This is a genomic window from Bradyrhizobium sp. AZCC 1678, from assembly GCF_036924765.1.
In the GTDB taxonomy this organism is placed as follows: domain Bacteria; phylum Pseudomonadota; class Alphaproteobacteria; order Rhizobiales; family Xanthobacteraceae; genus Bradyrhizobium; species Bradyrhizobium algeriense.
This window is the reverse complement of record NZ_JAZHSE010000001.1, coordinates 6,869,745-6,894,854: the sequence shown is the minus strand read 5'-3', so window position 1 is coordinate 6,894,854 and position 25,110 is coordinate 6,869,745. Positions and strand designations below refer to the sequence as shown.

At 62.7% G+C, this 25,110-nt stretch carries 18 protein-coding genes and 1 pseudogene; 14 read left to right on the top strand and 5 right to left on the bottom strand.

All coding sequences use genetic code 11. The features are described 5' to 3' along the window. Positions 1 to 150 precede the first annotated feature (150 nt). Positions 151 to 996, top strand: a complete 846-nt coding sequence (locus tag V1294_RS33060; RefSeq protein WP_334503109.1) for a phosphoribosyltransferase-like protein — start codon at positions 151 to 153, stop codon at positions 994 to 996. A gap of 173 nt (positions 997 to 1,169) precedes the next feature. Next, positions 1,170 to 2,321 (top strand): reverse transcriptase family protein, encoded by a 1,152-nt coding sequence (locus V1294_RS33055; RefSeq protein ID WP_334503108.1) that lies wholly within the window; start codon positions 1,170 to 1,172, stop codon positions 2,319 to 2,321. Between the two features lie 67 nt (positions 2,322 to 2,388). On the opposite strand, the gene mobA is transcribed toward V1294_RS33055, so the two are convergent. Both mobA and V1294_RS33045 read right to left on the bottom strand, forming a co-directional pair. Continuing rightward, positions 2,389 to 3,024 carry a molybdenum cofactor guanylyltransferase MobA gene (gene mobA, locus V1294_RS33050; RefSeq protein WP_334503106.1) on the bottom strand — a complete coding sequence of 212 codons (636 nt, stop codon included), beginning with the start codon at positions 3,022 to 3,024 and terminating at the stop codon, positions 2,389 to 2,391. After that, positions 3,017 to 3,904 (bottom strand): formate dehydrogenase accessory sulfurtransferase FdhD, encoded by an 888-nt coding sequence (locus V1294_RS33045; protein ID WP_334503104.1) that lies wholly within the window; start codon positions 3,902 to 3,904, stop codon positions 3,017 to 3,019. The genes mobA and V1294_RS33045 overlap by 8 nt, the downstream gene beginning before the upstream one ends. 188 nt (positions 3,905 to 4,092) lie before the next feature. On the opposite strand from V1294_RS33045, the gene mobB reads away from it, so the two are divergent. From mobB to fdhF, 8 genes are all read left to right on the top strand, one after another. Beyond that, positions 4,093 to 4,620: a molybdopterin-guanine dinucleotide biosynthesis protein B gene (gene mobB, locus V1294_RS33040; protein WP_334504917.1), complete on the top strand. Its 528-nt coding sequence runs from the start codon at positions 4,093 to 4,095 to the stop codon at positions 4,618 to 4,620. Positions 4,621 to 4,628: 8 nt separating this feature from the next. Further along, on the top strand, positions 4,629 to 5,885 hold the full coding sequence (locus tag V1294_RS33035; protein WP_334503102.1) for a molybdopterin molybdotransferase MoeA: 1,257 nt from the start codon (positions 4,629 to 4,631) through the stop codon (positions 5,883 to 5,885). 41 nt (positions 5,886 to 5,926) lie between these two features. Beyond that, the gene (locus V1294_RS33030) at positions 5,927 to 6,178 is read left to right on the top strand and encodes a sulfurtransferase TusA family protein (RefSeq protein WP_334484736.1); all 252 of its coding nucleotides are present in this window, start codon (positions 5,927 to 5,929) and stop codon (positions 6,176 to 6,178) included. Positions 6,179 to 6,310: 132 nt separating this feature from the next. Beyond that, complete coding sequence (locus V1294_RS33025) at positions 6,311 to 7,699, top strand: sigma-54-dependent transcriptional regulator (protein WP_334503101.1); 1,389 nt, start codon at positions 6,311 to 6,313, stop codon at positions 7,697 to 7,699. Then, complete coding sequence (locus tag V1294_RS33020) at positions 7,692 to 9,716, top strand: sensor histidine kinase (RefSeq protein ID WP_334503100.1); 2,025 nt, start codon at positions 7,692 to 7,694, stop codon at positions 9,714 to 9,716. The genes V1294_RS33025 and V1294_RS33020 overlap by 8 nt, the downstream gene beginning before the upstream one ends. A 407-nt stretch (positions 9,717 to 10,123) precedes the next feature. Further along, entirely contained in the window at positions 10,124 to 11,779 is a 1,656-nt protein-coding gene (locus V1294_RS33015) for an OFA family MFS transporter (RefSeq protein ID WP_334503099.1), read from the top strand. A 305-nt stretch (positions 11,780 to 12,084) separates the two neighbouring features. Next, positions 12,085 to 13,803: an NADH-ubiquinone oxidoreductase-F iron-sulfur binding region domain-containing protein gene (locus V1294_RS33010; protein ID WP_334503097.1), complete on the top strand. Its 1,719-nt coding sequence runs from the start codon at positions 12,085 to 12,087 to the stop codon at positions 13,801 to 13,803. Next, positions 13,800 to 16,565, top strand: a complete 2,766-nt coding sequence (gene fdhF, locus V1294_RS33005) for a formate dehydrogenase subunit alpha (protein WP_334503095.1) — start codon at positions 13,800 to 13,802, stop codon at positions 16,563 to 16,565. Before V1294_RS33010 ends, fdhF begins: the two co-directional genes overlap by 4 nt. A 57-nt stretch (positions 16,566 to 16,622) precedes the next feature. On the opposite strand, the gene V1294_RS33000 is transcribed toward fdhF, so the two are convergent. From V1294_RS33000 to V1294_RS32990, 3 genes and pseudogenes are all read right to left on the bottom strand, one after another. Beyond that, positions 16,623 to 17,774, bottom strand: a complete 1,152-nt coding sequence (locus V1294_RS33000; RefSeq protein ID WP_334503094.1) for a LysM peptidoglycan-binding domain-containing protein — start codon at positions 17,772 to 17,774, stop codon at positions 16,623 to 16,625. Between the two features lie 113 nt (positions 17,775 to 17,887). Next, a complete protein-coding gene (locus V1294_RS32995; RefSeq protein ID WP_334503093.1) occupies positions 17,888 to 18,904 on the bottom strand; it encodes a magnesium and cobalt transport protein CorA in 1,017 nt (338 codons plus the stop codon). Between the two features lie 403 nt (positions 18,905 to 19,307). Further along, positions 19,308 to 19,857: pseudogene (locus tag V1294_RS32990) on the bottom strand (dihydrodipicolinate synthase family protein); the annotation flags it as partial. A 434-nt stretch (positions 19,858 to 20,291) separates the two neighbouring features. On the opposite strand from V1294_RS32990, the gene V1294_RS32985 reads away from it, so the two are divergent. From V1294_RS32985 to V1294_RS32970, 4 genes are all read left to right on the top strand, one after another. Beyond that, on the top strand, positions 20,292 to 20,381 hold the full coding sequence (locus V1294_RS32985) for a K(+)-transporting ATPase subunit F (protein ID WP_016846764.1): 90 nt from the start codon (positions 20,292 to 20,294) through the stop codon (positions 20,379 to 20,381). A gap of 117 nt (positions 20,382 to 20,498) precedes the next feature. After that, positions 20,499 to 22,202, top strand: a complete 1,704-nt coding sequence (gene kdpA, locus V1294_RS32980) for a potassium-transporting ATPase subunit KdpA (RefSeq protein ID WP_334503091.1) — start codon at positions 20,499 to 20,501, stop codon at positions 22,200 to 22,202. Positions 22,203 to 22,226: 24 nt separating this feature from the next. Beyond that, positions 22,227 to 24,344, top strand: a complete 2,118-nt coding sequence (gene kdpB, locus V1294_RS32975; RefSeq protein WP_334503088.1) for a potassium-transporting ATPase subunit KdpB — start codon at positions 22,227 to 22,229, stop codon at positions 24,342 to 24,344. Positions 24,345 to 24,485: 141 nt separating this feature from the next. Then, on the top strand, positions 24,486 to 25,088 hold the full coding sequence (locus V1294_RS32970) for a K(+)-transporting ATPase subunit C (RefSeq protein WP_334503087.1): 603 nt from the start codon (positions 24,486 to 24,488) through the stop codon (positions 25,086 to 25,088). The last annotated feature ends 22 nt before the right edge of the window (positions 25,089 to 25,110 follow it).

Sequence of the window (25,110 nt, the reverse complement as noted above, 5' to 3'; positions counted from 1 at the left end):
AAGGCGACAAGAACGCGAAGGCACAACTTCTCCTGTCGAACTCATTTCCTGGAAGCGAAGCCGTCATCGCGAACGTAGCAGGTGGGCTTCGGCGAGAGGAAGGGCCGCGAGGCGCTTTTGTCGCCTCGCCAAGTTTAGCGAATATGCGGGATGCTAAATGCCGTTCGGTTTTTTTTTCTGGAAGATTTCTCCGGTTCAGGCAATCGATTGATCAATTTTTATGATGCCTTTCGTCGCCATCGGACAGTGCAAAGTTGGTTGTCATATGGATTAGTGAGAGTTCATGTAGTGGTTTTCGCAATGACGGTGAAGGCCGAAGCTCGGCTCAAGAGGTGCTTTGGGGATGAGCGTGTGCACTATCACCAAATCTGCCCTACGTTCGCAACCAAGTCCTGGAATGCGCGTGAACTAGCGGCTGTCGAGGCGCTTTGTCGTAAATATCACCGGTCCGGAAATTTCGTGAGTCCATACGGCTTTCTGGAAAGTCGGGCTCTCATGGCCTTTTCACACTCTGTGCCGAATAATATCCCACCGATCCTTTGGCAAAGGTCAGGACCAACCAAGAAACCGTGGTCTAGCTTCTTTGTCGAAAAGGCGGTGCCCGTCGAGCTGGAGCCCTTATTTGGAAATGCGACACCAGAGGAAAGGGCAAACGAAACGTTAGCTCGATTGGGCCAGCTTAGGATGGCGACCGGCGGTTGGCACGAGGTCGCCGAGGGTGATACTGCTGGCGTCATGCTGCTCCTGGCGGCGCTCGCTCGGAGGCCTCGAAGTCTGACCAAAGTATTAGAGCTGACGGGGCTCCCTTCCGCACAGATCGTTCGTACCCTTGCCGCCTGCAGAAGGTGGGGCTTGGTCGGATCGAGCTTGCGCCTCACTGACGCAGGGCTGCGCGAATTAGCCCATGCAAAAACTATTCCGCTGCGGGAAGAGATTGCGGACTTGCGCGGTTCTGAAGAACCCTATTATCCTCGTTCCTTAAGGGTGGGGCGGTGACGTTTAGCAATGTCGATGGAGTATCGACGTCCACGTCGGGTAACCGATACGGCCAGCGCGTCGCGCCAGGCTGGGAAAAGCAAACGCCAGACGCGCCGGTGGTGAAGCGGACTGGATCTCTCGGGGTCTCAAGGCGTCCCCTCCACCATCGTCACGCGAATGCGCCAAAGTAAATGATCTCCGCCTCACCCAACCTTTACCGCAAGATCGGTGCGGAACGCTCAATTGATCCTCAGATAATCGAGCGAGCCTTAAAGCAGGCAGGGCCACCGGAGTCGCGGGGGCTGCCGGCAGTCTTGACGCTTCGCCATTTGGCTCATTTAACCGGTGCCAGCTATTCTTATTTGCGGCAAATCGTTGAACGCAGCAGCGATGCTTACAAACCCTTCCTAATTCGCAAACGCAGGGGCGGAGCCCGCGCTATTTCGGCGCCCGAACCGCAACTGGCGGCAGTTCAGAAGTGGATAGCTATCAATATTCTGAATAAGCTGCGCCCTCATGTGGCTTCCTCTGCTTATGCGCCAGGGTCTTCGCCAATACACTGCGCAACTCGCCATCTCGGCGCAACATGGGTCGTGAAGGTCGATATTCACGATTTCTTCGAGAGCATCTCGGAGCGATCCGTCTATGACGTATTTCGTGGTGCAGGTTACCAGCCGCTAATTGCACTCGAGTTCGCGCGTCTCTGCACGCGATTGCCGCATGGACAAGAAGCTGGCAATTCGAAATGGCGCATACAACGGCGTGGATCGGGCACAATCAAACCCTATCGAACGTGGGCCGTGGGTCACTTGCCTCAAGGTGCGCCCAGCAGTCCGATGCTAGCCAATCTAACTAGTTTACGCTTAGACAGTGTGCTCCAAGCACTCGCTGATCGAAATGGCCTGACTTATACTCGATATTCAGATGACATCGTTTTTTCAACTGGCGGCTATTTTGATGGGAAGCGAGCAGGTACGCTGCTCAATGAAGTGGATCGAATTTTCAAGTCGTTCGGGCATGCGCTTCATCGGAAGAAGGTTTCGGTAGCGCCACCTGGCGCGCGTAAAGTTGTTTTAGGCCTCCTCGTCCATGGCGATCGGCTGCGTTTGACTAAGGATTATCGCGCTCGTCTTGCAGATCACGTCCGCGGCCTCGATAGGTTTGGTTTAGCCGCCCACGCTGAACACCGCGACTTCGCGTCGATCTGGGGCATGGTGCGCCATGTTCGGGGTCTATTGAATTACGCTATTGCTGTGGAAGGTCTCGAAGCAATGGACTCGCTGCGTAAAAAATTGGATGCAGTACTCGCGCGCGAAGGTTGGCCAAATCTCCCAAAGGCTTGATCCGTAAAGGTGTTGTTACCTGATACTCCGCACTGCTTCGTCGCCGATAGCAGCGTGCTTCTCTCGCTTAGCCCCCATCCAGTGCCGCCAGCCGCTCCGCCTCCGCGATATCGTCCATGGTATTGGCGTTGAAGAACGGATCGAGCGGCGTGATCGGCCATGTCACGGTGGCGAGCCTGAAGCGCGCGGTCCAGCGGTCGATCTTTCTGATGTCCTCGACGACAAGCGCGTGGCGAAGCTTTTCGCGCAAGCCGACGCTCCACAATCCGATCACCGGATGCGATTGTCCGTCGGAGGCAGCAACGGCCAGCTCAGCCTTCTCTGCTTCCAGCGCGCCGCATAGCCGCGACACCAGATCGCGCGGCAGGAACGGACTGTCGGCGGCGGCGCTGAGAACGAGTTTTGTGTCTGGCCGGTTGGCTGCGGCCCAGTCGAGTGCCGCGAGGATACCTGCGAGCGGGCCGGGAAAATCCGCGACGCCGTCGGGGATGACCGGCAGCCCGAACGCGGCAAAGCGTGCAGGATCGCCGTTGGCGTTGAGGATGAGGCCGTCGCATTGCGGCTTCAGCCGCGCGATCACGCGGTCGAGAATGGTGCGGCCGGCGATGGTGCGCATCGGCTTGTCGCCGCCGCCCATCCGTCGCGCAAGGCCCCCGGCGAGCAGCACGCCGGGAATTTTGACGGTCCCCGTCGCATCAGTCATCGCTTTCGCCTTTGCGCTTGTGCCGTGCGGATTCTTCCGCGACATAGTCGAGGTCCTGGTCGAACACGATCCGCTCCTGTCCGGACAGCGCGATGAAGCGCTTTCCCCGCGTGCGCCCGACGAGTGTCAGTCCGACCTGCCGCGCCAGTTCGACACCCCAGGCGGTGAAGCCGGAGCGTGAGACGAGAATGGGAATTCCCATCCGCACCGTCTTGATCACCATCTCCGAGGTGAGGCGGCCGGTGGTGTAGAGGATCTTGTCGGCGGGATCGACGCCGTGGCGATAGATCCAGCCTGCGATCTTGTCGACGGCATTGTGGCGGCCGACGTCCTCGGTGTAGCACACCGGCGTGCCTTCCTTGCACAGCACGCAGCCATGGATCGCACCGGCTTCCAGATAGAGCGAGGGCATGGTGTTGATTGCATGCGTCATCTGGTAGAGCCAGGACGTGCGCAATTCCGCCTTCGGCAGCGCCACGCTTTCGACCGCTTCCAGCAGGTCGCCGAACGCGGTGCCCTGCGCGCAGCCTGACGTCTGCGTGCGCTTCTTCAGTTTTGCCTCGAAGTTGGTGTGGTGCTCGGTGCGCACCACCACGACCTGAAGGTCGTCGTCATATTCGACCTCGGTGACGACGTCGTCGTATTTCAGCATGTTCTGGTTCAGGAGATAGCCGAGCGCGAGGTATTCCGGATAGTCGCCGATCGTCATCATGGTGACGATCTCCTGGGCGTTCAGATACAGCGTCAGCGGCCGCTCCACCGGCACCCGGATTTCGACCGCAGCACCCGTCTGGTCGGTGCCGGCGACCCGCTCGGTCAGCCGCGGATCCTCGGGATTCGGCACGATCAGGGGGGCGGGGGCTTTTTCCATCTTCATCATAGCACGCAGGTTAGCATGACTTTGTCCCGGGGCTGATATAAGCACCGGAGTGAACAAGTCACGGTCTACCCGTCATGGCCGGGCTTGTCCCGGCCATCCACGTCTTCTTTCGGAGACGGTTCGAGACGTGGATGCCCGGGACAAGCCCGGGCATGACGGCGATACTGACGCCGGTGCCGGAGCATGAAATGAAAGTAATAGGCCTCGCGGGATGGAGCGGCGCCGGCAAGACCACCTTGCTGACGCGGGTGATCCCGCAATTGCACAAACAGGGCCTGCGCGTTTCCGTCATCAAGCACGCCCATCACGCCTTCGATGTCGACGTGCCCGGCAAGGATTCCTGGAAGCATCGGCAGGCCGGTGCGGCCGAAGTGCTGGTGTCGTCCAGCCAGCGCTGGGCCCTGATGCACGAGCTGCGTGGTGCCGCCGAGCCGCGGCTGCCGGAACTGCTGGCGAAGATGTCGCCGGTCGATCTCGTCGTCGTCGAGGGTTTCAAGCGCGAGCCGCACCGCAAGGTCGAGGTCTATCGCGCCGCGAATGAAAAACCGCTGCTGTTCCCCGACGATCCCGGCATCGTCGGGGTAGCGACCGACACCCCGGTTGAAACCACGCTGCCGACCGCCCATCTCGATGATATCGAAGCGGTGGCGGCGATGATGCTGAAATCGGCGATATCGCTCGAGGACGTGCTGGCGAAATGCGAAACTGAGGGCTGATCAGGCACATGGCGCAATTGTCCGACGATTGCTTCGCCTTCGGCGGTCCGATGATGTCGGTCGATGAGGCGGTCGGTCTCATTGCGACGCGCGTGACGCCGGTCGTTGATGTCGAGACGGTTACGCTCGCGCGCGCCGATGGCCGCATTCTCGAGCACGATATTTTGGCGCCGCTGCCGCTGCCGCCCTTCACCAATTCCGCCGTCGACGGCTATGCGGTCTCCAGCCGCGACCTGCCGCAAAAGGAAGAACAGGCGTTTCCGGTGATCGGCCGCGTTCAGGCGGGCAGCGCCGCATCTGCGCCGCTCAAGCCGGGGCAGGCGACGCGCATCTTCACCGGCGCGCCGATGCCGGAAGGCGCCGATACCGTGTTCATGCAGGAAGACGTGCGCGTCGACGGGGACAAGGTCGTGGTTCCCGCGGGCCTCAAGCCCGGCGCCAATGTGCGGCCGGCGGGCGAAGATATCCCCTCAGGTTTTGTGGCACTGAAGGCCGGTCAGCGGCTGCGGCCGCAGGATGTCGCGCTCGCGGCAGCTTTCGGCCTGACAGGGCTCGATGTCGTCAGGCGTATTCGCGTCGCGGTGTTCTCCACCGGCAACGAACTGGCGTCGCCGGGCGAAGCACGCGCCGCGGCGCAATTGTTCGATTCCAACCGCTTCATGCTGATGGCGATGTTGTCGCGGCTCGGCTGCGAGGTCAGCGATCTCGGCATCCTCAGGGATGATCGCGCCGCGCTCGCGCGCGCCCTGCAGGAGGTGGCCGGCAGCCACGATCTGATCCTCACTACCGGCGGCGTTTCGACCGGGGAAGAGGATCACGTCAAGGCGAGCGTCGAAAGCGTAGGCCGCCTGGTGCTGTGGCGGATGGCGATCAAGCCGGGACGTCCCGTCGCGATGGGAATCATCGGCGGCACCCCGTTCATCGGCTTGCCGGGCAATCCGGTGGCGAGCTTTGTCACCTTCGTCCACGTCGTGCGGCCTACGATTCTGGCGCTATCCGGTGCGCAGCCGGAGCCGCTGCTGCCGATGCCGGTTCGCGCCGCATTCAGCTACAAGAAGAAGATTGCCCGCCGCGAATATGTCCGCGTCACCCTGCGCAAGGCCGCCGATGGTGCGCTCGAAGCGGTGAAGTTTCCGCGCGAAGGCGCGGGCCTCTTGTCTTCGCTGGCGGATACTGACGGCCTGGTCGAACTCGGCGAAGAAGTCACGCAGGTGACGCCTGGCCAGACGATCGGGTTCCTGTCCTATGCAAGCCTGATCAACTGATGTCCGTTGACGATGCAGGGCCCCTTCGCCATGGTCGGAGCATGACGACGACAAAACTCGATCTTGCCGGGCTGAAATGTCCCTTGCCGGCATTGAAGACGCGCAAGGCGCTGAAGACGTTGCCGCCCGGCGACAGGCTGGAAGTGCTCTGTACCGATCCGCTGTCGGTGATCGATATCCCGAACCTCATTCGCGAGACCGGCGACAAGGTCGAGATTACCGAGCGCAGCCAGGGCCGGATTGTTTTTTTGATAGAAAAAGCAATGGGTTCCGCGGAAAAGACAAATGCCTGAGCGGACCGGGCGGGGACAAGATCCTCGCTCGTCAATTAGACGACCGAGCGGTTGCCGGGTGCGACATTCGGCCCTACAAATCCCGGCATGAACCTCCCGACATCGAAGGCAAGCGCAGCGGCATCTCTTGCCATGGTCAATGAACCGGCGGGGAAACTCGGCAGATCGGCCGGTGGGCCTGAGTTCAGCGCGCTGGCGCAGGCCTCGATCCTGATCGTCGATGATGAGCCCGGGATGCGCAATTTTCTCGTGCGCACGCTGGGGCCGCGCTGCAAGCATGTGGCGGAGGCGGCCGACACGGACGAAGCCTCGCGCATGCTCGACAAGAGCCGGTTCGACGTCGTCATCCTCGACAACATCATGCCGGGCAAGAATGGCGTCGACTGGCTCGCCGAGCAGCGGGCCGTCGGCTTCTTTGCGGATGCGATCCTGATCACGGCCTATGCCGATCTCGACACCGCGATTCAGGCGCTGCGCGCCGGCGCGGTCGATTTCGTGCTGAAACCGTTCCGCTCGAACCAGATCCTGAACGCGGTGGCGCGTTGTCTCGACCGGGTCCGGCTGCAGCGCGAGAATTATGTGCTGCGCTATGCGCTGCGCGCTTCCTCCGATCGCACCTTCCTGCGCGACAATCTGATCGGGGCGTCGCCGGCGACCCGCAGCGTGCGGGAAACCATTGCCCGCGTCGCCCGCCTGCCGACGTCGATCCTGCTGACCGGCGAATCCGGCACCGGCAAGGAAGTCGCGGCGCGCTCGATTCATTCGCTGTCCGACCGCGCCGACAAACCTTTCGTGCCGGTCAACTGCGCAGCCATTCCGCCCGACATGATCGAGGCCGAACTGTTCGGCCACATCAAGGGAGCCTTCACCGGCGCAGACAGCGGGCGCGAGGGCCTGTTCCTTTATGCGCATGGCGGCACATTATTTCTGGATGAAATCGGCGAACTGCCGTTGCCGATGCAGAGCAAGCTGCTGCGCGTTCTGGAGGACCGCCGCGTCCGTCCCGTCGGCTCCGAGCGTGAAGTGCCGGTCGATCTCCGCTTCATCTTTGCGACCAATGCCGACCTGCCGAAGGAAGTGGAAAAGGGGCGCTTTCGAGCCGACCTCTACTACCGCCTGAACGTCATGCAGATTCACCTGCCGCTGTTGAAGGACCGCGGCGACGACGTGCAGGAGCTCGCCACCATCTTCATGAGCAAGCTCTCGACACAGCTCGGCATGCCGCCGGTTACGATCGACAGCGCGGTTCGTGCCGCATTGGCGAGTTACGACTGGCCGGGTAATGTGCGGGAGCTGCGCAATCTGATCGAACGCACGCTGATTCTCGGCGCGTTCCCGGACGATTTCGCCGGACCGCGGAACGACGGGCAGGTCGCCACCGCCGACAGTCTGGCGGACATGGAGCGTCGCCACATTCTTTCAGTGCTGAAGGAGACCGGCGGCAACCGTGAGGAAGCGGCGCGGCGGCTCGGGGTCTCGCGCAAGACCATCGATCGCAAGCTTGCGTTATGGAATGGCTGACCGGGCAGGCCGCACGGACGGACCGGTGCGCGGGCGATCCGTCCGCTTCCGGCTGCTCGCCATTGCATTGTTGCCGATGCTGGTCATCCTGCCGCTGCTGCTCGGAGTTGCCGTCTATCGCTGGAACGCGAGATTCGATGCGACGCTGATCTCGAAGGTGAATGGCGATCTCACCATCGCCCACCAATATCTGGCCCGCATTCTCGAAAAAACTGGCGTTCAGATCCGCGCGCTCGGTCTCTCGGCCCGCTTCCGCGATGTGGAAGAGCATGATCCGCTGTCCGCCGTGGGCGACCTGCTCGAAAGCTCCCGCAAGGAGATAGGTCTCGACTTTCTCTACCTGGTAGACTCCAGCGGAAAGATCCTCGTCTCGTCACCCGCGTTTCCTGGACGGCCAAAGGGCGACTGGCCGATCATCACTTCGGCGTTGTCGGGGGAAGCCTCGTCAGCCGGCATCGACATCTTCACCAATGATGAGCTTGCGGCGATTTCGCCTGTTCTGGCCGAACGTGCGCGTCTCGACCTGGTGCCGACGCCGAACGCCGTGCCGACCGACCGCAGCACGGAAACGCACGGCATGGTCGTGCATGCGGCGAGCCGGGCAACGACTCCGGGGGGAGCGCCGGCTGCGTTGGTCGGCGGCATTCTGCTCAATCAAAACCTGGAATTCATCGATACGATCAACGACCTCGTCTATCGGGCGGCCAGCCTCCCTGAGGGCAGCCAGGGCACGGCGACGCTGTTCCTCGACGACGTGCGGATCTCCACCAACGTCCGGCTGTTTGAAGGGCGCCGCGCGCTCGGCACGCGCGTATCAGCGGCCGTGCGTTCTGCTGTCATGGACGAGGGGCGCACCTGGCTCGATAGCGCGTTCGTGGTCAACGACTGGTACATTTCGGCCTATGAGCCGCTGGTCGACAGCTACGGCAAGCGTGTCGGCATGCTCTATGTCGGCTTCCTGCAAAAGCCGTTCAGCGACGCGAAGTTTGAGACGCTGCTGATCATCGCGCTCGCATTCATCGTGATCACGGCGGCAACCGTGCCGATCTTCCTGCGCTGGGCGCAGTCGATATTCATGCCGCTCGAGCGCGTTACGACGACGATCGGCGAAGTGGAGAGCGGCAATTTGTCCGCCCGCACCAAACTGCCCGCGTCGGGCGACGAGATCGGTCGCGTGGCGTTTCACCTCGATACCCTGCTCGACCAGATCCAGGAGCGCGACCGCCAGTTGCGGGAGTGGAACGAGGAGTTGAACACGCGGGTACGCGAGCGAACGCGGGATCTCGAGCACGCCAATCTGAAACTGGAGGCGACCACCAAGCAGCTTATCATGTCCGAAAAGCTCGCCGCGATCGGCGAAATCACCGCCGGCGTCGCCCATGAGATCAACAACCCGATCGCGGTGATGCAGGGCAATCTCGACGTCATCCGCAGCGTGATCGGCCCTGACGTCGAAAAGGCCAAGGTCGAATTCCGCCTGCTCGACGAGCAGATCCATCGCATCAGCCAGATCATCACCAAGCTCTTGCAGTTTGCCCGGCCGGAAGAGTATGCCGGCTATGTCGAGCGTCATGCGCCCGGAAGCGTCGTGGCGGATTGCCTGCCGCTGGTGCAGCATCTCCTGAACAAGACGGAAATCGACGTGGTGAGAGAGGATCGGGCCAGCCGCCTGGTCCTGATGAACCGCACCGAACTGCAGCAAGTCGTGATCAACCTGATCGTCAACGCGATCCATGCCATGCCGGACGGCGGGATGCTTGCGCTGCGGTCATTCGACGCCGAGCGGGACGGCAATCCGGGCATCGTCATCGAAGTGGCCGACACCGGCGTTGGCATGCCAGCGGATATGGTGGAGAAGGTGTTCGATCCCTTCTTCACGACGAAGCGCCGCGAGGGTACGGGCCTTGGTCTTTCCATAAGTCAGACATTGATCAAGCGCCAGCGCGGCCAGATCACGGTGGAAAGTGAAGTCGGCCGCGGAAGCATATTCCGCGTGTGGCTTCCGGAAGCCGACTGATCCCCGACGGATTGGACATTTTGTCCGGAGAGTCCGGACATTTTGTCTTGAGTCGCCGCGCGGTCACTCACAAGTCATTGATTTCTTGCATCGTGCGATTTGGCACACGGATTGCTCACTCCTCTTCAACAAGTTGAAAGGGGAGGAGCGATGACCAGCGGTGTGCAGTCGGGTTGAGCTGTCGGCCGCGCATCTCATGCCGGCAAAATCTCACCTCAATTGGCCGGCATGGCTGCGAGCACAATCAAAACATCAGGGTGGATTCTCGAATGCGCGTGGCGGTCCCCGCGCGTTCCGGAATTGCGTGGGACAGCAGGATGGGGCTGTTCCACTGCATGGCTGAAGACGACGGGATCGAAGACGTCAAAAAACGCCCAATTCAACATGGGCTGCAGGGGAAAATAGCGATGACAACAATCAGCAGCGCCGGGAGTATACCCGGTGCCGGAACGGGATTCCTTGACAAAGAGCGGACGATTGCGACCGCCGGCTTCAATCGCTGGCTGGTGCCGCCGGCGGCGCTTTGCATTCATCTGTGCATCGGCATGGCCTATGGCTTCAGCGTGTTCTGGCTGCCGCTGTCGCGCGCGATCGGCGTGACCGCGCCGAAGGCTTGCCCCGACATGACGCTGATGCAGGAATTGTTCACCACCACCTGCGACTGGAAGGTCGCTAGCATGGGGTGGATGTACACGCTGTTCTTCGTGCTGCTCGGCGTTTCCGCCGCGATCTGGGGCGGCTGGCTGGAGCGCGTCGGACCGCGCAAGGCGGGCTTCGTGTCGGCGCTGTGCTGGTGCGGCGGTCTCGTGCTCGGCGCGATCGGCATCATCACCCATCAACTGTGGCTGCTGTGGCTCGGCTCCGGCGTCATCGGCGGCATCGGGCTCGGCCTCGGTTACATCTCGCCGGTGTCGACGCTGGTGAAATGGTTTCCGGACCGGCGCGGCATGGCGACCGGCATGGCCATCATGGGCTTTGGCGGCGGCGCCATGATCGGTGCGCCGCTGGCGAACCTGCTGATGAACTATTTCAAGTCGCCGACCTCGGTCGGCGCCTGGGAAACCTTCATCGCGATGGGCGCCATCTATTTCGTGTTCATGATGATCGGCGCCTTCCGCTACCGGATTCCGCCGGCGGGCTGGCGGCCCGAGGGCTGGACTCCGCCGACCAAAGCCAATGCGATGATCTCGCAAAATCATGTTCATCTGAAGGACGCGCATAAGACGCCGCAGTTCTGGCTGATCTGGTGGGTGCTCTGCCTGAACGTGTCGGCCGGTATCGGCGTGATCGGCATGGCTTCGCCGATGTTGCAGGAAATCTTCGCCGGCAAGCTGATCGGATTGCCCGACGTTGGCTTCAACCAGCTCGATGCGGCGCAGAAGGCGACGATTGCCGGCATCGCGGCCGGTTTCGCCGGCCTGCTCTCGCTGTTCAACATCGGCGGCCGCTTCTTTTGGGCGTCGCTGTCGGACAAGATGGGCCGCAAGAACACTTATTACACGTTCTTCATCCTGGGCATCGTGCTCTACGCGCTGGCGCCGACCTTCGCCGCAATGGGCTCGAAGCTTCTGTTCGTGCTCGGCTTCGGCATCATCCTGTCGATGTATGGCGGCGGCTTCGCCACGGTGCCGGCCTATCTCGCTGACATGTTCGGCACCCAGTTCGTCGGCGCCATCCACGGCCGGCTGCTGACGGCGTGGTCGACCGCCGGCATCATCGGTCCCGTGGTTGTGAACTACATCCGCGAGTTCCAGCTTGCCGCCGGCGTGCCGCGTGACCAGCTCTACAACACGACGATGTACATCCTGTGTGCCATGCTGATCGCGGGCCTGATCTGCAACTACCTGATCAAGCCGGTCGATAAAAAATGGCACATGAGCGATGCCGAGGTCGCCAAGTTGCAGGCGGCGACGGCCAGCGCAGGCCAGTCGGGACCGTCGGGCTCCTACGGCATCGGGTTCGGCGGGCTCGACGCCAAGGCCGCGCTGTTCTGGGCGTTTGTCGGCATCCCGCTAGCCTGGGGCGTGTGGAAGACGCTGGAAAGCGCCGTCAAGATACTCTGACGACGGAGACGTCGCGGGACCGCTATCATGGTTTCCCGCGGCGTCTTCCGACCTCGGTTCCGACCGGCCGATCGATAGGTGTTCGCAATCGCAGCATGCGATGGCTTTATTGATCTTGCGGTCATTTCGAGTACTCATCTTTCCAGCAGCCAAGGTGGCACCGGCGAGGAACGCTGAGGGCTCGAACGCCAAGCCGCGCTACCGGCAGCAACTTAAACGCTTATCAAGACGCCACAATTCGCTTGGCATCTGGCATGCCACGAACTAAGCTTGCGCTAGACGATAAGCAGGGATGAGATTTTTCAATGGATCACGACGTACAGGACTTACAGAAAGTCCGCTCGTTCGAACATCCGGGCGCGGGACGGAAGCGGGCCAAGGCGACCCCCAAGGGCCGCCAGGTCGATCCCACCGCCGCCCACGAGATCGAGCTTCTGCTCGGCGACCGGCTGCGGCGGCGTGATCTTCTGATCGAGCACCTGCACCTGATCCAGGACAAATATCACCAGATCTCGGCGGCGCATCTCGCGGCGCTGGCTGACGAGATGAAGCTGTCGTTTGCGGAAGTGTTCGAGACCGCGACCTTCTACGCCCATTTCGACGTGGTGAAGGAAGGCGAGCCTGACATCGCGCCGCTGACCATCCGCGTCTGCGATTCGCTTACCTGCGCCATGATGGGCGCGGAAAAGCTGCTGCATGAATTGCAGGACAGTGCCGGCCCCGGCATTCGCGTGGTGCGCGCGCCCTGCGTCGGCCGCTGCGACACCGCACCTGCCGCCGAGGTCGGCCATCACTTCGTCGATCATGCCACGGTCACGAACGTACTCGCCGCCGCCAAGGCCGGCGAGACCCACACGCATCTGCCGAAATATGTCGACTACGACGCCTATGTCGCCGATGGCGGCTACAAGCTGCTGAACCGGCTGCGCTCCGGCGCGATGACGAAAGAGGATTTGCTGAAGTCGCTCGACGACGCCTCGCTGCGCGGGCTCGGCGGCGCGGGCTTTCCGACCGGACGCAAGTGGCGCGCGGTGCTCGGCGAACCCGGTCCGCGGCTGATGGCGATCAATGGCGACGAGGGCGAGCCCGGCACCTTCAAGGATCGCTTCTATCTCGAAACTGATCCGCATCGCTTCATCGAGGGCATGCTGATCGGCGCGCACGTGGTCGAGGCCACCGACGTCTACATCTATCTCCGCGATGAATATCCGGCCTCGCGCGAAATTCTCGAACGCGAGATTGCAAAGCTGCCGCCGGGCGGTCCCGTCCTGCATATGCGCCGCGGCGCAGGGGCCTATATCTGCGGCGAGGAATCCTCGCTGCTTGAATCCATCGAGGGCAAGCGCGGCCTGCCGCGGCACAAGCCGCCTTACCCGTTCCAGGTCGGGCTGTTCGGCCTGCCGACGCTGATCAACAACATCGAGACGCTGTGGTGGGTGCGCGACATCGTCGAGAAGGGCGCCGACTGGTGGAAGAGCCACGGCCGCAACGACCGTCATGGCCTGCGCAGTTATTCGGTCTCGGGCCGCGTGAAAAATCCCGGCATGAAGCTGGCGCCGGCCGGCGTCACTGTACGCGAGCTGATCGACGAGTTCTGCGGCGGCATGGCTGACGGCCACACCTTCCATGCCTACCTTCCGGGCGGCGCCTCGGGCGGCATCCTGCCGGCCTCGATGGACAGCATCCCGCTCGATTTCGGCACGCTGGAAAAATACGGCTGCTTCATCGGTTCGGCCGCTGTCGTCATCCTGTCCGAGCAGGACAGCGTGAAGGGCGCGGCCTTGAACCTGATGAAATTCTTCGAGGATGAGAGCTGCGGCCAGTGCACGCCGTGCCGGGTCGGCACCCAGAAGGCGGCGATCTTGATGGAGCGCCCGGTCTGGGACCGCGAGTTGCTCGACCAGTTGAGCCAGGCGATGCGCGATGCCTCGATCTGCGGGCTCGGCCAGGCCGCCTCGAATCCGCTGACGTCAGTGATTAAATATTTTCCGGAAGAATTCGTGCCGAAAGAGGCCGCGGAATGACCAGGATCAAGTTCGAGCTCGACGGCCAACAGGTCGAGGCCAACGCGGGCGAAACCATCTGGCAAGTGGCAAAACGCCACCAGAAGGAAATCCCGCATCTCTGCTATTCGCCGGAGCCGGACTACCGGCCTGACGGCAATTGCCGCGCCTGCATGGTCGAGATCGAGGGCGAGCGCGTGCTGGCCGCGTCCTGCAAACGCACGCCGAGCGTTGGCATGAAGGTGAAATCCGAGAGCGCGCGCGCGGTCGCGGCGCAGAAGATGGTAATGGAATTGCTGGTCGCCGACCAGCCGGCGCGCGAAACCTCGCACGATCCCGATTCGAAGTTCTGGCACTGGGCCGAGAAGGTCGAGGTGACCGAGAGCCGCTTCCCGGCCGCCGAGCGCTGGGCGGGCGATAGCAGCCACCCCGCGATGAGCGTCAATCTCGATGCCTGCATCCAGTGCGGCCTCTGCGTGCGTGCCTGCCGCGAGGTTCAGGTCAACGACGTTATCGGCATGGCCTATCGCAGTCACGAAGCCAAGATCGTGTTCGACTTCGACGATCCGATGGGTGAATCGACCTGCGTTGCCTGCGGCGAATGCGTGCAGGCGTGCCCCACCGGCGCCTTGATGCCCTCGGTGATGCTGGACGAGAACCAGACCCGCGTCACCTACGCGGACAAGAAGGTGGATTCGCTGTGCCCGTTCTGCGGCGTCGGCTGCCAGGTCACCTATCAGGTCAAGGACGACAAGGTCATCTATGCCGAAGGCCGCGACGGCCCGGCCAACCACAACCGCCTCTGCGTCAAGGGCCGCTTCGGCTTCGACTACATCCACCACCCGCATCGCCTGACAAAACCGCTGGTGCGGCTGCCGAATGCGAAGAAGGATGCCAACGACCAGGTCGATCCGGCCAATCCGTTCACGCATTTCCGCGAAGCCTCGTGGGAAGAGGCGCTTGATATCGCGGCCAAGGGGCTCGTGAAAATCCGCGATGAGAAGGGCGTCAAGGCGCTGGCCGGCTTCGGCTCGGCCAAAGGCTCCAATGAAGAGGCCTACCTGTTCCAGAAGCTGGTGCGCACCGGCTTTGGCTCCAACAATGTCGATCACTGCACGCGACTGTGCCACGCCTCGTCGGTGGCGGCGCTGATGGAAGGGCTGAACTCGGGCGCGGTGTCGGCGCCGTTTGCGGCCGCGATGGACGCCGAAGTCATCATCGTGATCGGCGCTAACCCGACCGTGAACCATCCGGTCGCCGCGACCTACCTCAAGAACGCGGCCAAGCGCGGCGCCAAGCTGATCGTGATGGATCCGCGCACGCAGTCGCTGTCGCGCCACGCCTGGAAGCACCTCGCGTTCAAGCCCGGCAGCGACGTCGCGATGCTGAACGCGATGCTGCACACCATCATCACCGAAGGGCTGACCGACCAGCAGTACATCGCGGGCTACACCGAAGGCTTTGATGAACTCGCCGAGCGCATCAAGGAATTCCCGCCGGAGAAGATGGAAGCGATCTGCGGCATCCCTGCCGAGACGCTGAAGGAAGTGGCGCGGGTCTACGCGCGATCGCAGGCCTCGATCATCTTCTGGGGCATGGGCATCAGCCAGCACATCCACGGCACAGATAATGCGCGCTGCCTGATCGCGCTGGCGCTGACCACAGGTCAGGTCGGTCGTCCCGGCACCGGGCTGCATCCGCTGCGCGGCCAGAACAACGTGCAGGGCGCGTCCGACGCCGGCCTGATCCCGATGTTCCTGCCGGACTACCAGCCGGTCGGCCGCACTGATCTGCGCGAGCCCTTTGAGAAGCTCTGGCATCAGGACCTCGACCCCGTGCGCGGCTTGACGGTGGTTGAGATCATGAACGCGATCCATGCCGGCGAAATCACCGGCATGTATATCGAGGGCGAAAACCCCGCGATGTCGGATCCCGATCTGCAGCACGCGCGCGGAGCATTGGCGATGCTCGACCATCTGGTCGTGCAGGATCTCTTCGTCACCGAAACTGCGTTCCATGCCGACGTGATCCTGCCGGCATCCGCATTTGCCGAGAAGTCCGGCACCTTCACCAACACCGACCGCCGCGTGCAGCTCGCGCGCGAGGTGATCCGGCCGCCCGGCGATGCGCGGCAGGATCTCTGGATTATCCAGGAAATCGGCAAGCGGATGGGCCTGCCGTGGAACTATGACGGTCCGGCCGATGTCTTCACCGAGATGACGGAAGTGATGCCGTCATTGAAGAACATCACCTGGGACCGGCTGGTGCGCGAGGGCGCGGTGACCTATCCTGTCGACGATCCCAATAAGCCCGGCAACGAGATCATCTTCACCACGGGCTTCCCGACCGAAAGCGGCCGCGGCAAGATCGTTCCGGCGAAGGTGGTCGCACCCGACGAGGTGCCCGACACCGAATATCCGATGGTGCTGTCCACGGGGCGCGTGCTCGAACACTGGCATACCGGTTCGATGACCCGCCGCGCCAGCGTGCTCGACCAGATCGAGCCGGAGGCGGTGGCGTTCATGTCGCCAAAGGACATGCGGCGCTTAAGCGTCTGGCCCGGCGATTTCATTAAGCTGGAGACCCGCCGCGGCGCCGTCGAGGTCAAGGTGCGCTCCGACCGCGACGTGCCGGAGAACATGGTGTTCATGCCGTTCTGCTACGCGGAGGCGGCAGCCAACCTGTTGACCAACCCGGCGCTCGATCCGTTCGGCAAGATCCCCGAATTCAAGTTCTGCGCCGTGCGCGCCGAAAAGGTGGAATTGCAGTCGGCGGCGGAATAGGCGAGAGGCAATCGATAACAGCGATTAAGACCGCGTCATCGCGAAGATGGTGGCGCTTCACTTCGCCGGAACGACAAATACCTGCCCGGGATAAATCAGGTTGGGATTGCGGATCTGTTCCCGGTTCGCCTTGTAAATGACGGCATAGCGCGTGCCCGCGCCGTACGAGACCTGGCTGAGACGCCAGAGGCTATCTCCGCGTGAGACGGTGGTGGTTGCAATCTTCGGTACCACCACGGTGGAGGGCGGCGAGCCGCTATCCGGCAAAACGGTAGTCCCTGCGGCGGCCAGCCGGGGAGCTGCTATGTCCGCGCGCTTGGCCTGCGCCGTCACGGACGCGGTTGTATCGGGAACGCTGAACGGCACCTCGGCGCGTGCACGCACCGTGCCGGAGCTCGACGCCTCGTCCACCCTGACACGGTAGCTGCCCGCTGCGACCCCCTCATTGATGGTGACTGCAAAACGTCCATCCGTGCCGGCCATTACCGACGTAATAAAACTATCGTTGAGGTAAAGCCTCAGCGCTGCGCCGGGACGCGCCTGGCCGCTGACATGGAACTTGCCGCCCGGCTCCATCTCGACCGTTTCCACGACCACTGCGCCGGCCGCCGGTTTTGGCGCCGCTGGTTGCGACAACATGACCGTGGGTTTGTTCGGCGTGATCAGCGCCACGACCGGTCGGTCAGTCGCTTTCGGCTCAAGCGCCACCGTCACATTCTGTTTGGACGTGGTCTGCTTGCCGTCCGGCTGCCTGGAGCGCAGCGTCAGGTCATAGGTGCCTGACGGAAGCCGGGGCGGGACGATGACGAATTGTCCGGATTGATCCGCGACCGCGCGATCGTGCACCTCGCCGTTACGCAGCAGCTCCACCGTTGCGCCTGGCGCCGCCCGGCCGGCGATGACGGCTTCGCCCGTCGGCTCGATGCGGGCAACGTCGAACGTCGGCACGCCGTCGCTGTTCTCTGGCGGTGGGGGTGATCCGGCCAGCGCGTCCACGATGGCGTTGGCTTCCGCTTTAGCCGTTGCGAGCGGGGCCGGGCTCTGCTCTCGCGCGTCCGATGCAGGCTTTGAGATCATCGGCGCTGTCGTTGCCGCCAGGCTGTCAGCCGGGGGTTCGCGGACGTGCTGAATGGCGAAGGCGAGCGCCACGCCACAGGCGACAAACGCCAGGATGGGGATGATCGTTCGGCTCGCCGATATGGCAGTCATGATATTCACCCGTCTGCCGGATCGTTGGCTCGCCGATACTCTATATCGTATCGAGCAGGGTGGGTACCGGTTTGCGACAAGAAAATGCGGCCTTTGGGGGTCAGCTTACAGGCTTACAACCAGCCGACGCGCCGGAATCGCCAGAACAAGCCTGCGCACACGAGCAGGATCATGCTGATTACGCCAAAATAGCCATATTGCCATTCCAGTTCCGGCATATGCTTGAAGTTCATGCCGTAGATGCCGGCGATCGCCGTCGGGACGGCGATGATGGCGAGCCATGACGCCAGTTTCTTGGACACCGCGGTCTCCTGTGCCTGGCCGACCAGAAGGCTTGCCTCAAAGGCAAACGCCAGCACCTCGCGAAGCGAATCGATCTGCTCCTGCACCGTCCGGACGTGGTCCGTGACGTCGCGAAACAACGGCTGCATCGTGGATCGCACCATCGGCAGATTGTCATGCTCGAGCCGGCGGCAGACTTCCACCAGGGGCCCAACCGCATTGCGCAGCCGCAGCAGGTCGCGCCGGAGCAAATAGAGGCGCTCGATCTGCGCCTGCGTCATGGCGCTTGCGAGCACTTGCGCCTCCATCGCCTCGACTTCCTCTTGAATGGTTTCGAGCACGGGGGAGTAGTTGTCGACGATGAAATCGAGGATGGCGTAGAGAATGTAGTCCTCACCCCGGGCCAGCGCCCGAGGGCAGCTTTCGCATCGTTCGCGCACCGGCTTGTAGGACGTCGAGGCACCGTGCCGGACCGACACGATATATCCTTCGCCGACGAACAGATGCGTCTCGCCGAATGCGATGCTGTCGCCGTCGAGCTGCGCGGTGCGCGCCACGATGAACAGCGCGTCGCCATATTGCTCGATCTTCGGTCGCTGATGCGCGTGGTCGGCATCCTCGATCGCAAGGTCATGCAACTCGAACTGCCGCTGCACGCGGCGCAGTACGGCGATATCGGGTTCATGGAGTCCGATCCAGACCACGTGGTCGGGCTTGCTGCGCCAGCTCGAGGCTTCATCGATGGCGATGTTGGCGACACGCCGGCCTTCGACGTAGACGCCGGCCGCGACCACGCCGCCGGAACTGGCGGGCTCGGTTTTCACAATGCCTGACGATGCGACGTTCATGGCTTCCACCCTCGATGATTGTTGCCGAACCTTGCTTCGCGGCGACGTTTTCGAATGAGGCTAGCACCATGGAATCCACCGTCAACGCGATCGCGGCGACGATGTTCCCGCAAGCTCCTTCGACCATGCCGGTGCGACCTGCCGATCTATATGCCGTGCCTATGCGAAAGGCTCCCCGACCTCTCGAAATCCTACGTCTGCCTTTGCATGTTCGCTTATCCGGTGCGCGCTTCGCGCCGACATTGGGAAGACGAGCATGACGCATTTCTACACGCACCATGACCGGCGGTACGGCTCGGCCGGCGGCTTTTCCATCCGCCGCGCGGTACGCCGCGGCCGGATGATCGGCAGCCAGTAGTTCAGCGATCGGCGACAGCCGGCTGGACAATAGTCGTGCCGACTGCAGCCGTCCCTCACTGGGGCTCGCATGGATCGCCCGGCACAGCCCTGAAATTATATTTGCTACGGCGGACATGCAGCCATGGCCGCCGGCCATCATATAGGCCGGCGCCGTGGCGTCATCGCCGGTTAGGAGGCGGAAATGCGGTGGTAACCGCTGCTGCAGGCGCAACGGGCGAGCGACATCGCCGGCGCCATCCAGTAACCCGACGAATTGCGCGGACTCGGCCAACCGCTCCAGCGTCGTGTCGGGCAACCCGCGGACAGTCCGTGCAGGAATGTCGTGGAGGATGACCGGAAGAGTGGTCGAGGCGGCGATTGCGCGGAAGTGCGCGATCTTCCTGCATCGGCTTGTTGTAATAGGGCACGACCGAGAGCACTGCGTCGGCGCCGGCGCGTTCGGCCTGCCGCGTCAACTCGATCGCGCGATCGGTCGAATTGGATCCGGCGCCCGCAATGATGCGGGCACGGCCTTGCACGGTCTCGACGGCGCAGGTGTCGTGAAGCCGGTCGCCGAGGTCGGTGTTGGTTGAGTGTTCCGAAAGAAGTGACATGGCGTCATCTCGACTCGTTGAGCGGTCATGACAACCGCGCTTCCAAGGTCGTCAGAGCGCCATTTGAAAGCGAGATGAGGCGAGGGACGGAAAAATAGAGATTTCAAGCGTGCGTTTCTGGAAACGATGCCGATGCACGGAAGACCGCGATTCGATCTCGGGCCAAGCTGGAAGTGCGGATAAACTTCGAGGCGGCGCAAAATCGGCGTCTTTATGAGATTCCTATAACGTTCCTATCTGCCCCGTCTCGAAAACCTATGCGCTTGGTGGCACCTCAGTCCGGTAAACGCGGATAGCCGCACCTTCGGCCCGCGGTCCACGACGCACAGGAACATCCCATGCTGGACATTGTCATGCTGGCGCTCGCCCTCGGCTTCTTCGTGGCCGGCATTGGCTACGCCTATGCCTGCGAACGGCTGTAACGGAGCAGAGCCATGATCTTCGATTATTCACTCGCCGGGCTCGTCTCGCTCGGCCTGCTGTTTTACCTGACTTACGCGCTGCTGCGGCCCGAGCGCTTCTGAGTGCGCCATGATTACGCTGGTCGAAGTCGTCCTGGCGTTTGTCATCACCTCGGCGCTGCTGATCGCGCTCATTCACCTGCTGCTGCCTGCAAAGAGATTCTGAAGGAATCCCGAAAAATGACTGTCATCGGCTGGATCCAAATTCTTTTGTACTGCGCCATCGTGGTTGCGCTGGTCAAACCGCTCGGCTGGTACATGACCCGCGTCTTCAACGGCGAGTCCACCTTTCTGTCCTCGGCGCTGCGCCCGGTCGAGCGCGGGCTGTACTGGATCGGCGGCGTCGACGAAAAGCGCGAACAGCATTGGCTGACTTATACGGTCGCCATGCTGCTGTTTCATGTCGGCGGCTTCGTCATCATTTATGGGCTGATGCGGCTGCAGGCGCTGTTGCCGTTCAATCCGGCGGATCAATCTGCCGTCGCTCCGGACCTGTCCTTCAACACGGCGATCTCCTTCATCACCAATACCAACTGGCAGAACTACGGGGGCGAGAGCACGCTGTCGTATCTGGTGCAGATGCTCGGCCTGACGCACCAGAATTTCCTGTCGGCGGCGACCGGCATTGCGCTGGCAGTGGCGCTGATCCGCGCCTTCTCCCGCTCCTCGATGCGCACCATCGGCAATTTCTGGGTCGATGTGACGCGCTGCACCCTCTATGTCCTGCTGCCGATCTGCATCGTCTACGCGCTGTTCCTGGTCTGGCAGGGCATGCCGCAGACGCTCGGCGCTTATGTCCAAGCCACGACGCTGGAAGGCGCCAAGCAGACCATCGCGGTCGGGCCAGTCGCCTCGCAGGTCGCGATCAAGATGCTCGGCACCAATGGCGGCGGCTTCTTCAACGCCAACGCCGCGCACCCCTTCGAAAATCCCACCGCGCTGTCGAACTTCGTGCAGATGATCTCGATCTTCTCGCTCGGCGCGGCGCTGACCAATGTGTTCGGCCGCATGGTCGGCAACCAGCGCCAGGGCTGGGCGATCCTCGCCGTGATGGGCGTGCTGTTTCTTGCGGGCGTTGCCGTCACCTATTGGGCCGAAGCCAACGGCACCTCGACGCTCACCGCGCTTGGCCTCTCCGGCGGCAACATGGAGGGCAAGGAAGTCCGCTTCGGCATCGTTGCCTCCTCGCTCTTTGCGGTCATCACCACGGCGGCCTCGTGCGGCGCGGTCAACGCCATGCATGACAGCTTCACCGCGCTCGGCGGCATGATCCCGCTGATCAACATGCAGCTCGGCGAGATCATCGTCGGCGGCGTCGGTGCCGGGCTTTACGGCATGCTGCTGTTCGTCGTGCTGGCGATCTTCGTGGCCGGCCTGATGGTCGGCCGCACGCCGGAATATGTCGGCAAGAAGATCGAAGCGCGCGAAGTCAAGATGGCGATGCTTGCCATTCTGGTGCTGCCGCTGATGTATCTCGGCTGGACCGCGGTCGCCGTGGTGCTGCCGTCGGCGGTGGCGTCGATGGCCAATTCCGGGCCGCATGGGTTCACCGAGGTGCTGTATGCCTTCACGTCCGCGACCGGCAATAATGGCTCGGCCTTCGGCGGCCTGACCGGCAACACCTTCTTCTACAACCTGACGCTCGCGAGTTCGATGTTCGTCGGCCGCTTTTTCATGATCGTGCCGGCGATGGCGCTGGCGGGCTCGCTTGCCGCCAAGAAGTCGATCCCGCCGTCGGCCGGTACGCTGCCGACCACCGGTGGCCTGTTCGTCGGCCTTGTCGTCGGCGTAATCCTGATCATCGGCGGTCTCACCTTCTTCCCGGCGCTGGCGCTCGGGCCGATCGTCGAGCACCTCGCAATGAATGCCAACACCCTGTTCTGAGCGGCGCCTTTGGAGTCTACGGCTATGGAAACCATGAAACTGCAGAAAAAAGTGACTGCGTCGGCCATGCTCGATCCCAAGATCGTCGTGCCCGCGATCCGCGCGGCATTTGCAAAACTCGATCCGCGGCTGATGATCAAGAATCCCGTGATGTTCGTGGTCGAGATCGTCGCAGCCCTCACCACCGTGATCTTCCTGCGCAATCTGGTGATGGGCGGCGAGGGCCTCGCCTTCACCTTCCAGATCATCCTGTGGCTGTGGTTCACGGTGCTGTTCGCCAATTTCGCCGAAGCCGTCGCCGAAGGCCGCGGCAAGGCGCAGGCGGAATCGCTGAAGAAGACCCGCACCGAGAGCAAGGCGAAGCTGCTGGAAGGCTACGACAAGTCCTATCGGCTGGTGTCCGGCACCAGCCTCAAGGTCGGCGATATCGTCCTGGTCGAGTCGGGCGACAACATCCCTTCCGACGGCGAGGTGATCGAAGGCGTGGCTTCCGTGAACGAGGCGGCCATCACCGGCGAATCCGCGCCCGTGATCCGCGAATCCGGCGGCGACCGCTCGGCGGTGACCGGCGGCACGCAGGTGCTGTCCGACTGGATCCGCGTCCGCATCACGGCGGCGCAAGGTTCGACGTTCATCGACCGCATGATCAAGCTGGTGGAGGGCGCCGAGCGGCAGAAGACGCCGAACGAGATCGCGCTCAATATTCTGCTTGCGGGCTTAACCATCATCTTCGTGTTTGCCACCGTGACGATCCCGAGCTACGCGGCCTATGCCGGCGGCTCGATTTCGGTGGTCGTGCTGGTGGCGCTGTTCGTCACGCTGATCCCGACCACCATTGGCGCGCTGCTGTCGGCGATCGGCATTGCCGGCATGGACCGTCTGGTGCGTTTCAACGTGCTGGCGATGTCCGGCCGCGCGGTCGAGGCGGCGGGCGATGTCGATACGCTATTGCTGGACAAGACCGGCACCATCACGCTCGGCAACCGTCAGGCAACGGAATTCCGCCCCGTGCGCGGCGTCACCGAGCAGAAACTGGCGGACGCGGCACAGCTCGCGTCACTTGCCGACGAGACGCCGGAAGGCCGTTCGATTGTCGTGCTGGCAAAGGAGAAATACGGCATCCGTGGCCGCGACATGAAAGAGCTCAACGCCACCTTCATTCCCTTCACCGCGCAAACGCGCATGAGCGGCATCGATGCCGGAACATCCTCCGTCCGCAAGGGCGCCGTGGATGCGATCCTGAATTACGTCGATGGCGGCGGCGCGGTGCGCGTGGTCGCTGCTGGAAATGCTGCGCGCGCTTTGCAGTCGGGCGCCATCTCGGAGGCAGCGCGCGAGATCCGGACGATTTCCGATGAGATCGCCAAAGCCGGCGGCACGCCGCTGGCGGTCGCGCGCGACGGTAAATTGCTCGGCGTCGTGCACCTGAAGGACATCGTCAAGGGCGGCATTCGCGAACGCTTTGCCGAACTGCGCCGGATGGGCATCCGCACCGTGATGATCACGGGCGACAACCCGATGACGGCAGCTGCCATCGCCGCAGAAGCCGGGGTCGACGACTTTCTCGCCCAGGCAACACCGGAAGACAAGCTGAAGCTGATCCGCGACGAGCAGGCCAAGGGCAAGCTGGTTGCGATGTGCGGCGACGGCACCAACGACGCGCCTGCGCTGGCACAGGCCGACGTCGGCGTCGCCATGAACACCGGCACGCAAGCCGCGCGGGAAGCCGGCAACATGGTCGATCTCGATTCCAATCCCACCAAGCTGATCGAGGTGGTCGAGATCGGCAAGCAACTCTTGATGACGCGTGGCGCGCTGACGACGTTCTCGATCGCCAACGACGTCGCAAAGTATTTCGCCATCATCCCGGCGATGTTCCTGGCGTTCTACCCGCAGCTCGAAGTGCTCAACATCATGCACCTCGCCAGTCCGCAAAGCGCGATCCTGTCGGCGATCATCTTCAATGCGCTCATTATCATCGCGTTGATCCCGCTGGCGCTGAAAGGCGTGGCGTACCGCGCCGTCGGCGCCGGCGCACTGCTGCGCCGTAACCTGCTGATCTACGGCCTCGGCGGCATCATCGTTCCCTTCATCGGCATCAAGGTAATCGACCTGGTGGTGGCTGCCTTGCACCTGGCCTGAACCCAACCGTCATTGCGAGCGAAGCGAGGCAAGCCATCTCACGACGTCAAGAAAGCTGGATTGCTTCGTCGCTTCGCTTCCTTGCGCAAAAGCTTCGCGTTTGTCGCAGGCAATGACGCAATACACCTACGGAGGACCACAATGCTCAGAGAAATCCGTCCCGCTATCCTCATCCTGCTCCTGCTCACGGCCATCACGGGCGTCGCCTATCCCCTCGCCATGACCGCCATCGCCGGTGCGATCTTTCCGAAGCAGGCGCAAGGCAGCCTGGTCGAGAAGGACGGCAAGGTCGTCGGCTCCGCGCTGATCGGGCAGGAGTTCAAGACCGATAAATATTTCCACGGTCGCCCGTCCGCCACCACGGCCCCGGACCCGGCCGATTCCACCAAGACGGTCTCCGCCCCCTACAACGCCGCCAATTCCGGAGGCTCCAACCTCGGCCCGACCAGCAAGGCGCTGGCCGACCGGATCAAGGAAGACGTCGAGAAGTTGAAGGCCGAAAACCCGTCCGCCGCCGTGCCGGTCGACCTCGTCACGACGTCCGGCAGCGGGCTCGACCCTGATATCTCGCCGGAAGGCGCGCTGTTCCAGGTCCCCCGGGTGGCAAAGGCCCGTAACCTGCCGGAAGCCCGCGTTCGCGAACTGGTCGTGGAGCATACGCAGGGCCGCATGGCTGGATTGCTCGGCGACCCCCACGTTAACGTATTGGCGTTGAATCTGGCATTGGACGAGGCCTCAAAATGAGACCGGCTAGGCCGGCCCGGGC

What these genes read in the sequence shown, in the direction of transcription:
- V1294_RS33060 (WP_334503109.1), top strand. Translation starts at nt 151, where the DNA reads ATGCTAAATGCCGTTCGGTTTTTTTTTCTGGAAGATTTCTCCGGTTCA.
- V1294_RS33055 (WP_334503108.1), top strand. Translation starts at nt 1,170, where the DNA reads ATGATCTCCGCCTCACCCAACCTTTACCGCAAGATCGGTGCGGAACGC.
- mobA (WP_334503106.1), bottom strand. Translation starts at nt 3,024, where the DNA reads ATGACTGATGCGACGGGGACCGTCAAAATTCCCGGCGTGCTGCTCGCC.
- V1294_RS33045 (WP_334503104.1), bottom strand. Translation starts at nt 3,904, where the DNA reads ATGATGAAGATGGAAAAAGCCCCCGCCCCCCTGATCGTGCCGAATCCC.
- mobB (WP_334504917.1), top strand. Translation starts at nt 4,093, where the DNA reads ATGAAAGTAATAGGCCTCGCGGGATGGAGCGGCGCCGGCAAGACCACC.
- V1294_RS33035 (WP_334503102.1), top strand. Translation starts at nt 4,629, where the DNA reads ATGGCGCAATTGTCCGACGATTGCTTCGCCTTCGGCGGTCCGATGATG.
- V1294_RS33030 (WP_334484736.1), top strand. Translation starts at nt 5,927, where the DNA reads ATGACGACGACAAAACTCGATCTTGCCGGGCTGAAATGTCCCTTGCCG.
- V1294_RS33025 (WP_334503101.1), top strand. Translation starts at nt 6,311, where the DNA reads ATGGTCAATGAACCGGCGGGGAAACTCGGCAGATCGGCCGGTGGGCCT.
- V1294_RS33020 (WP_334503100.1), top strand. Translation starts at nt 7,692, where the DNA reads ATGGCTGACCGGGCAGGCCGCACGGACGGACCGGTGCGCGGGCGATCC.
- V1294_RS33015 (WP_334503099.1), top strand. Translation starts at nt 10,124, where the DNA reads ATGACAACAATCAGCAGCGCCGGGAGTATACCCGGTGCCGGAACGGGA.
- V1294_RS33010 (WP_334503097.1), top strand. Translation starts at nt 12,085, where the DNA reads ATGGATCACGACGTACAGGACTTACAGAAAGTCCGCTCGTTCGAACAT.
- fdhF (WP_334503095.1), top strand. Translation starts at nt 13,800, where the DNA reads ATGACCAGGATCAAGTTCGAGCTCGACGGCCAACAGGTCGAGGCCAAC.
- V1294_RS33000 (WP_334503094.1), bottom strand. Translation starts at nt 17,774, where the DNA reads ATGACTGCCATATCGGCGAGCCGAACGATCATCCCCATCCTGGCGTTT.
- V1294_RS32995 (WP_334503093.1), bottom strand. Translation starts at nt 18,904, where the DNA reads ATGAACGTCGCATCGTCAGGCATTGTGAAAACCGAGCCCGCCAGTTCC.
- V1294_RS32985 (WP_016846764.1), top strand. Translation starts at nt 20,292, where the DNA reads ATGATCTTCGATTATTCACTCGCCGGGCTCGTCTCGCTCGGCCTGCTG.
- kdpA (WP_334503091.1), top strand. Translation starts at nt 20,499, where the DNA reads ATGACTGTCATCGGCTGGATCCAAATTCTTTTGTACTGCGCCATCGTG.
- kdpB (WP_334503088.1), top strand. Translation starts at nt 22,227, where the DNA reads ATGGAAACCATGAAACTGCAGAAAAAAGTGACTGCGTCGGCCATGCTC.
- V1294_RS32970 (WP_334503087.1), top strand. Translation starts at nt 24,486, where the DNA reads ATGCTCAGAGAAATCCGTCCCGCTATCCTCATCCTGCTCCTGCTCACG.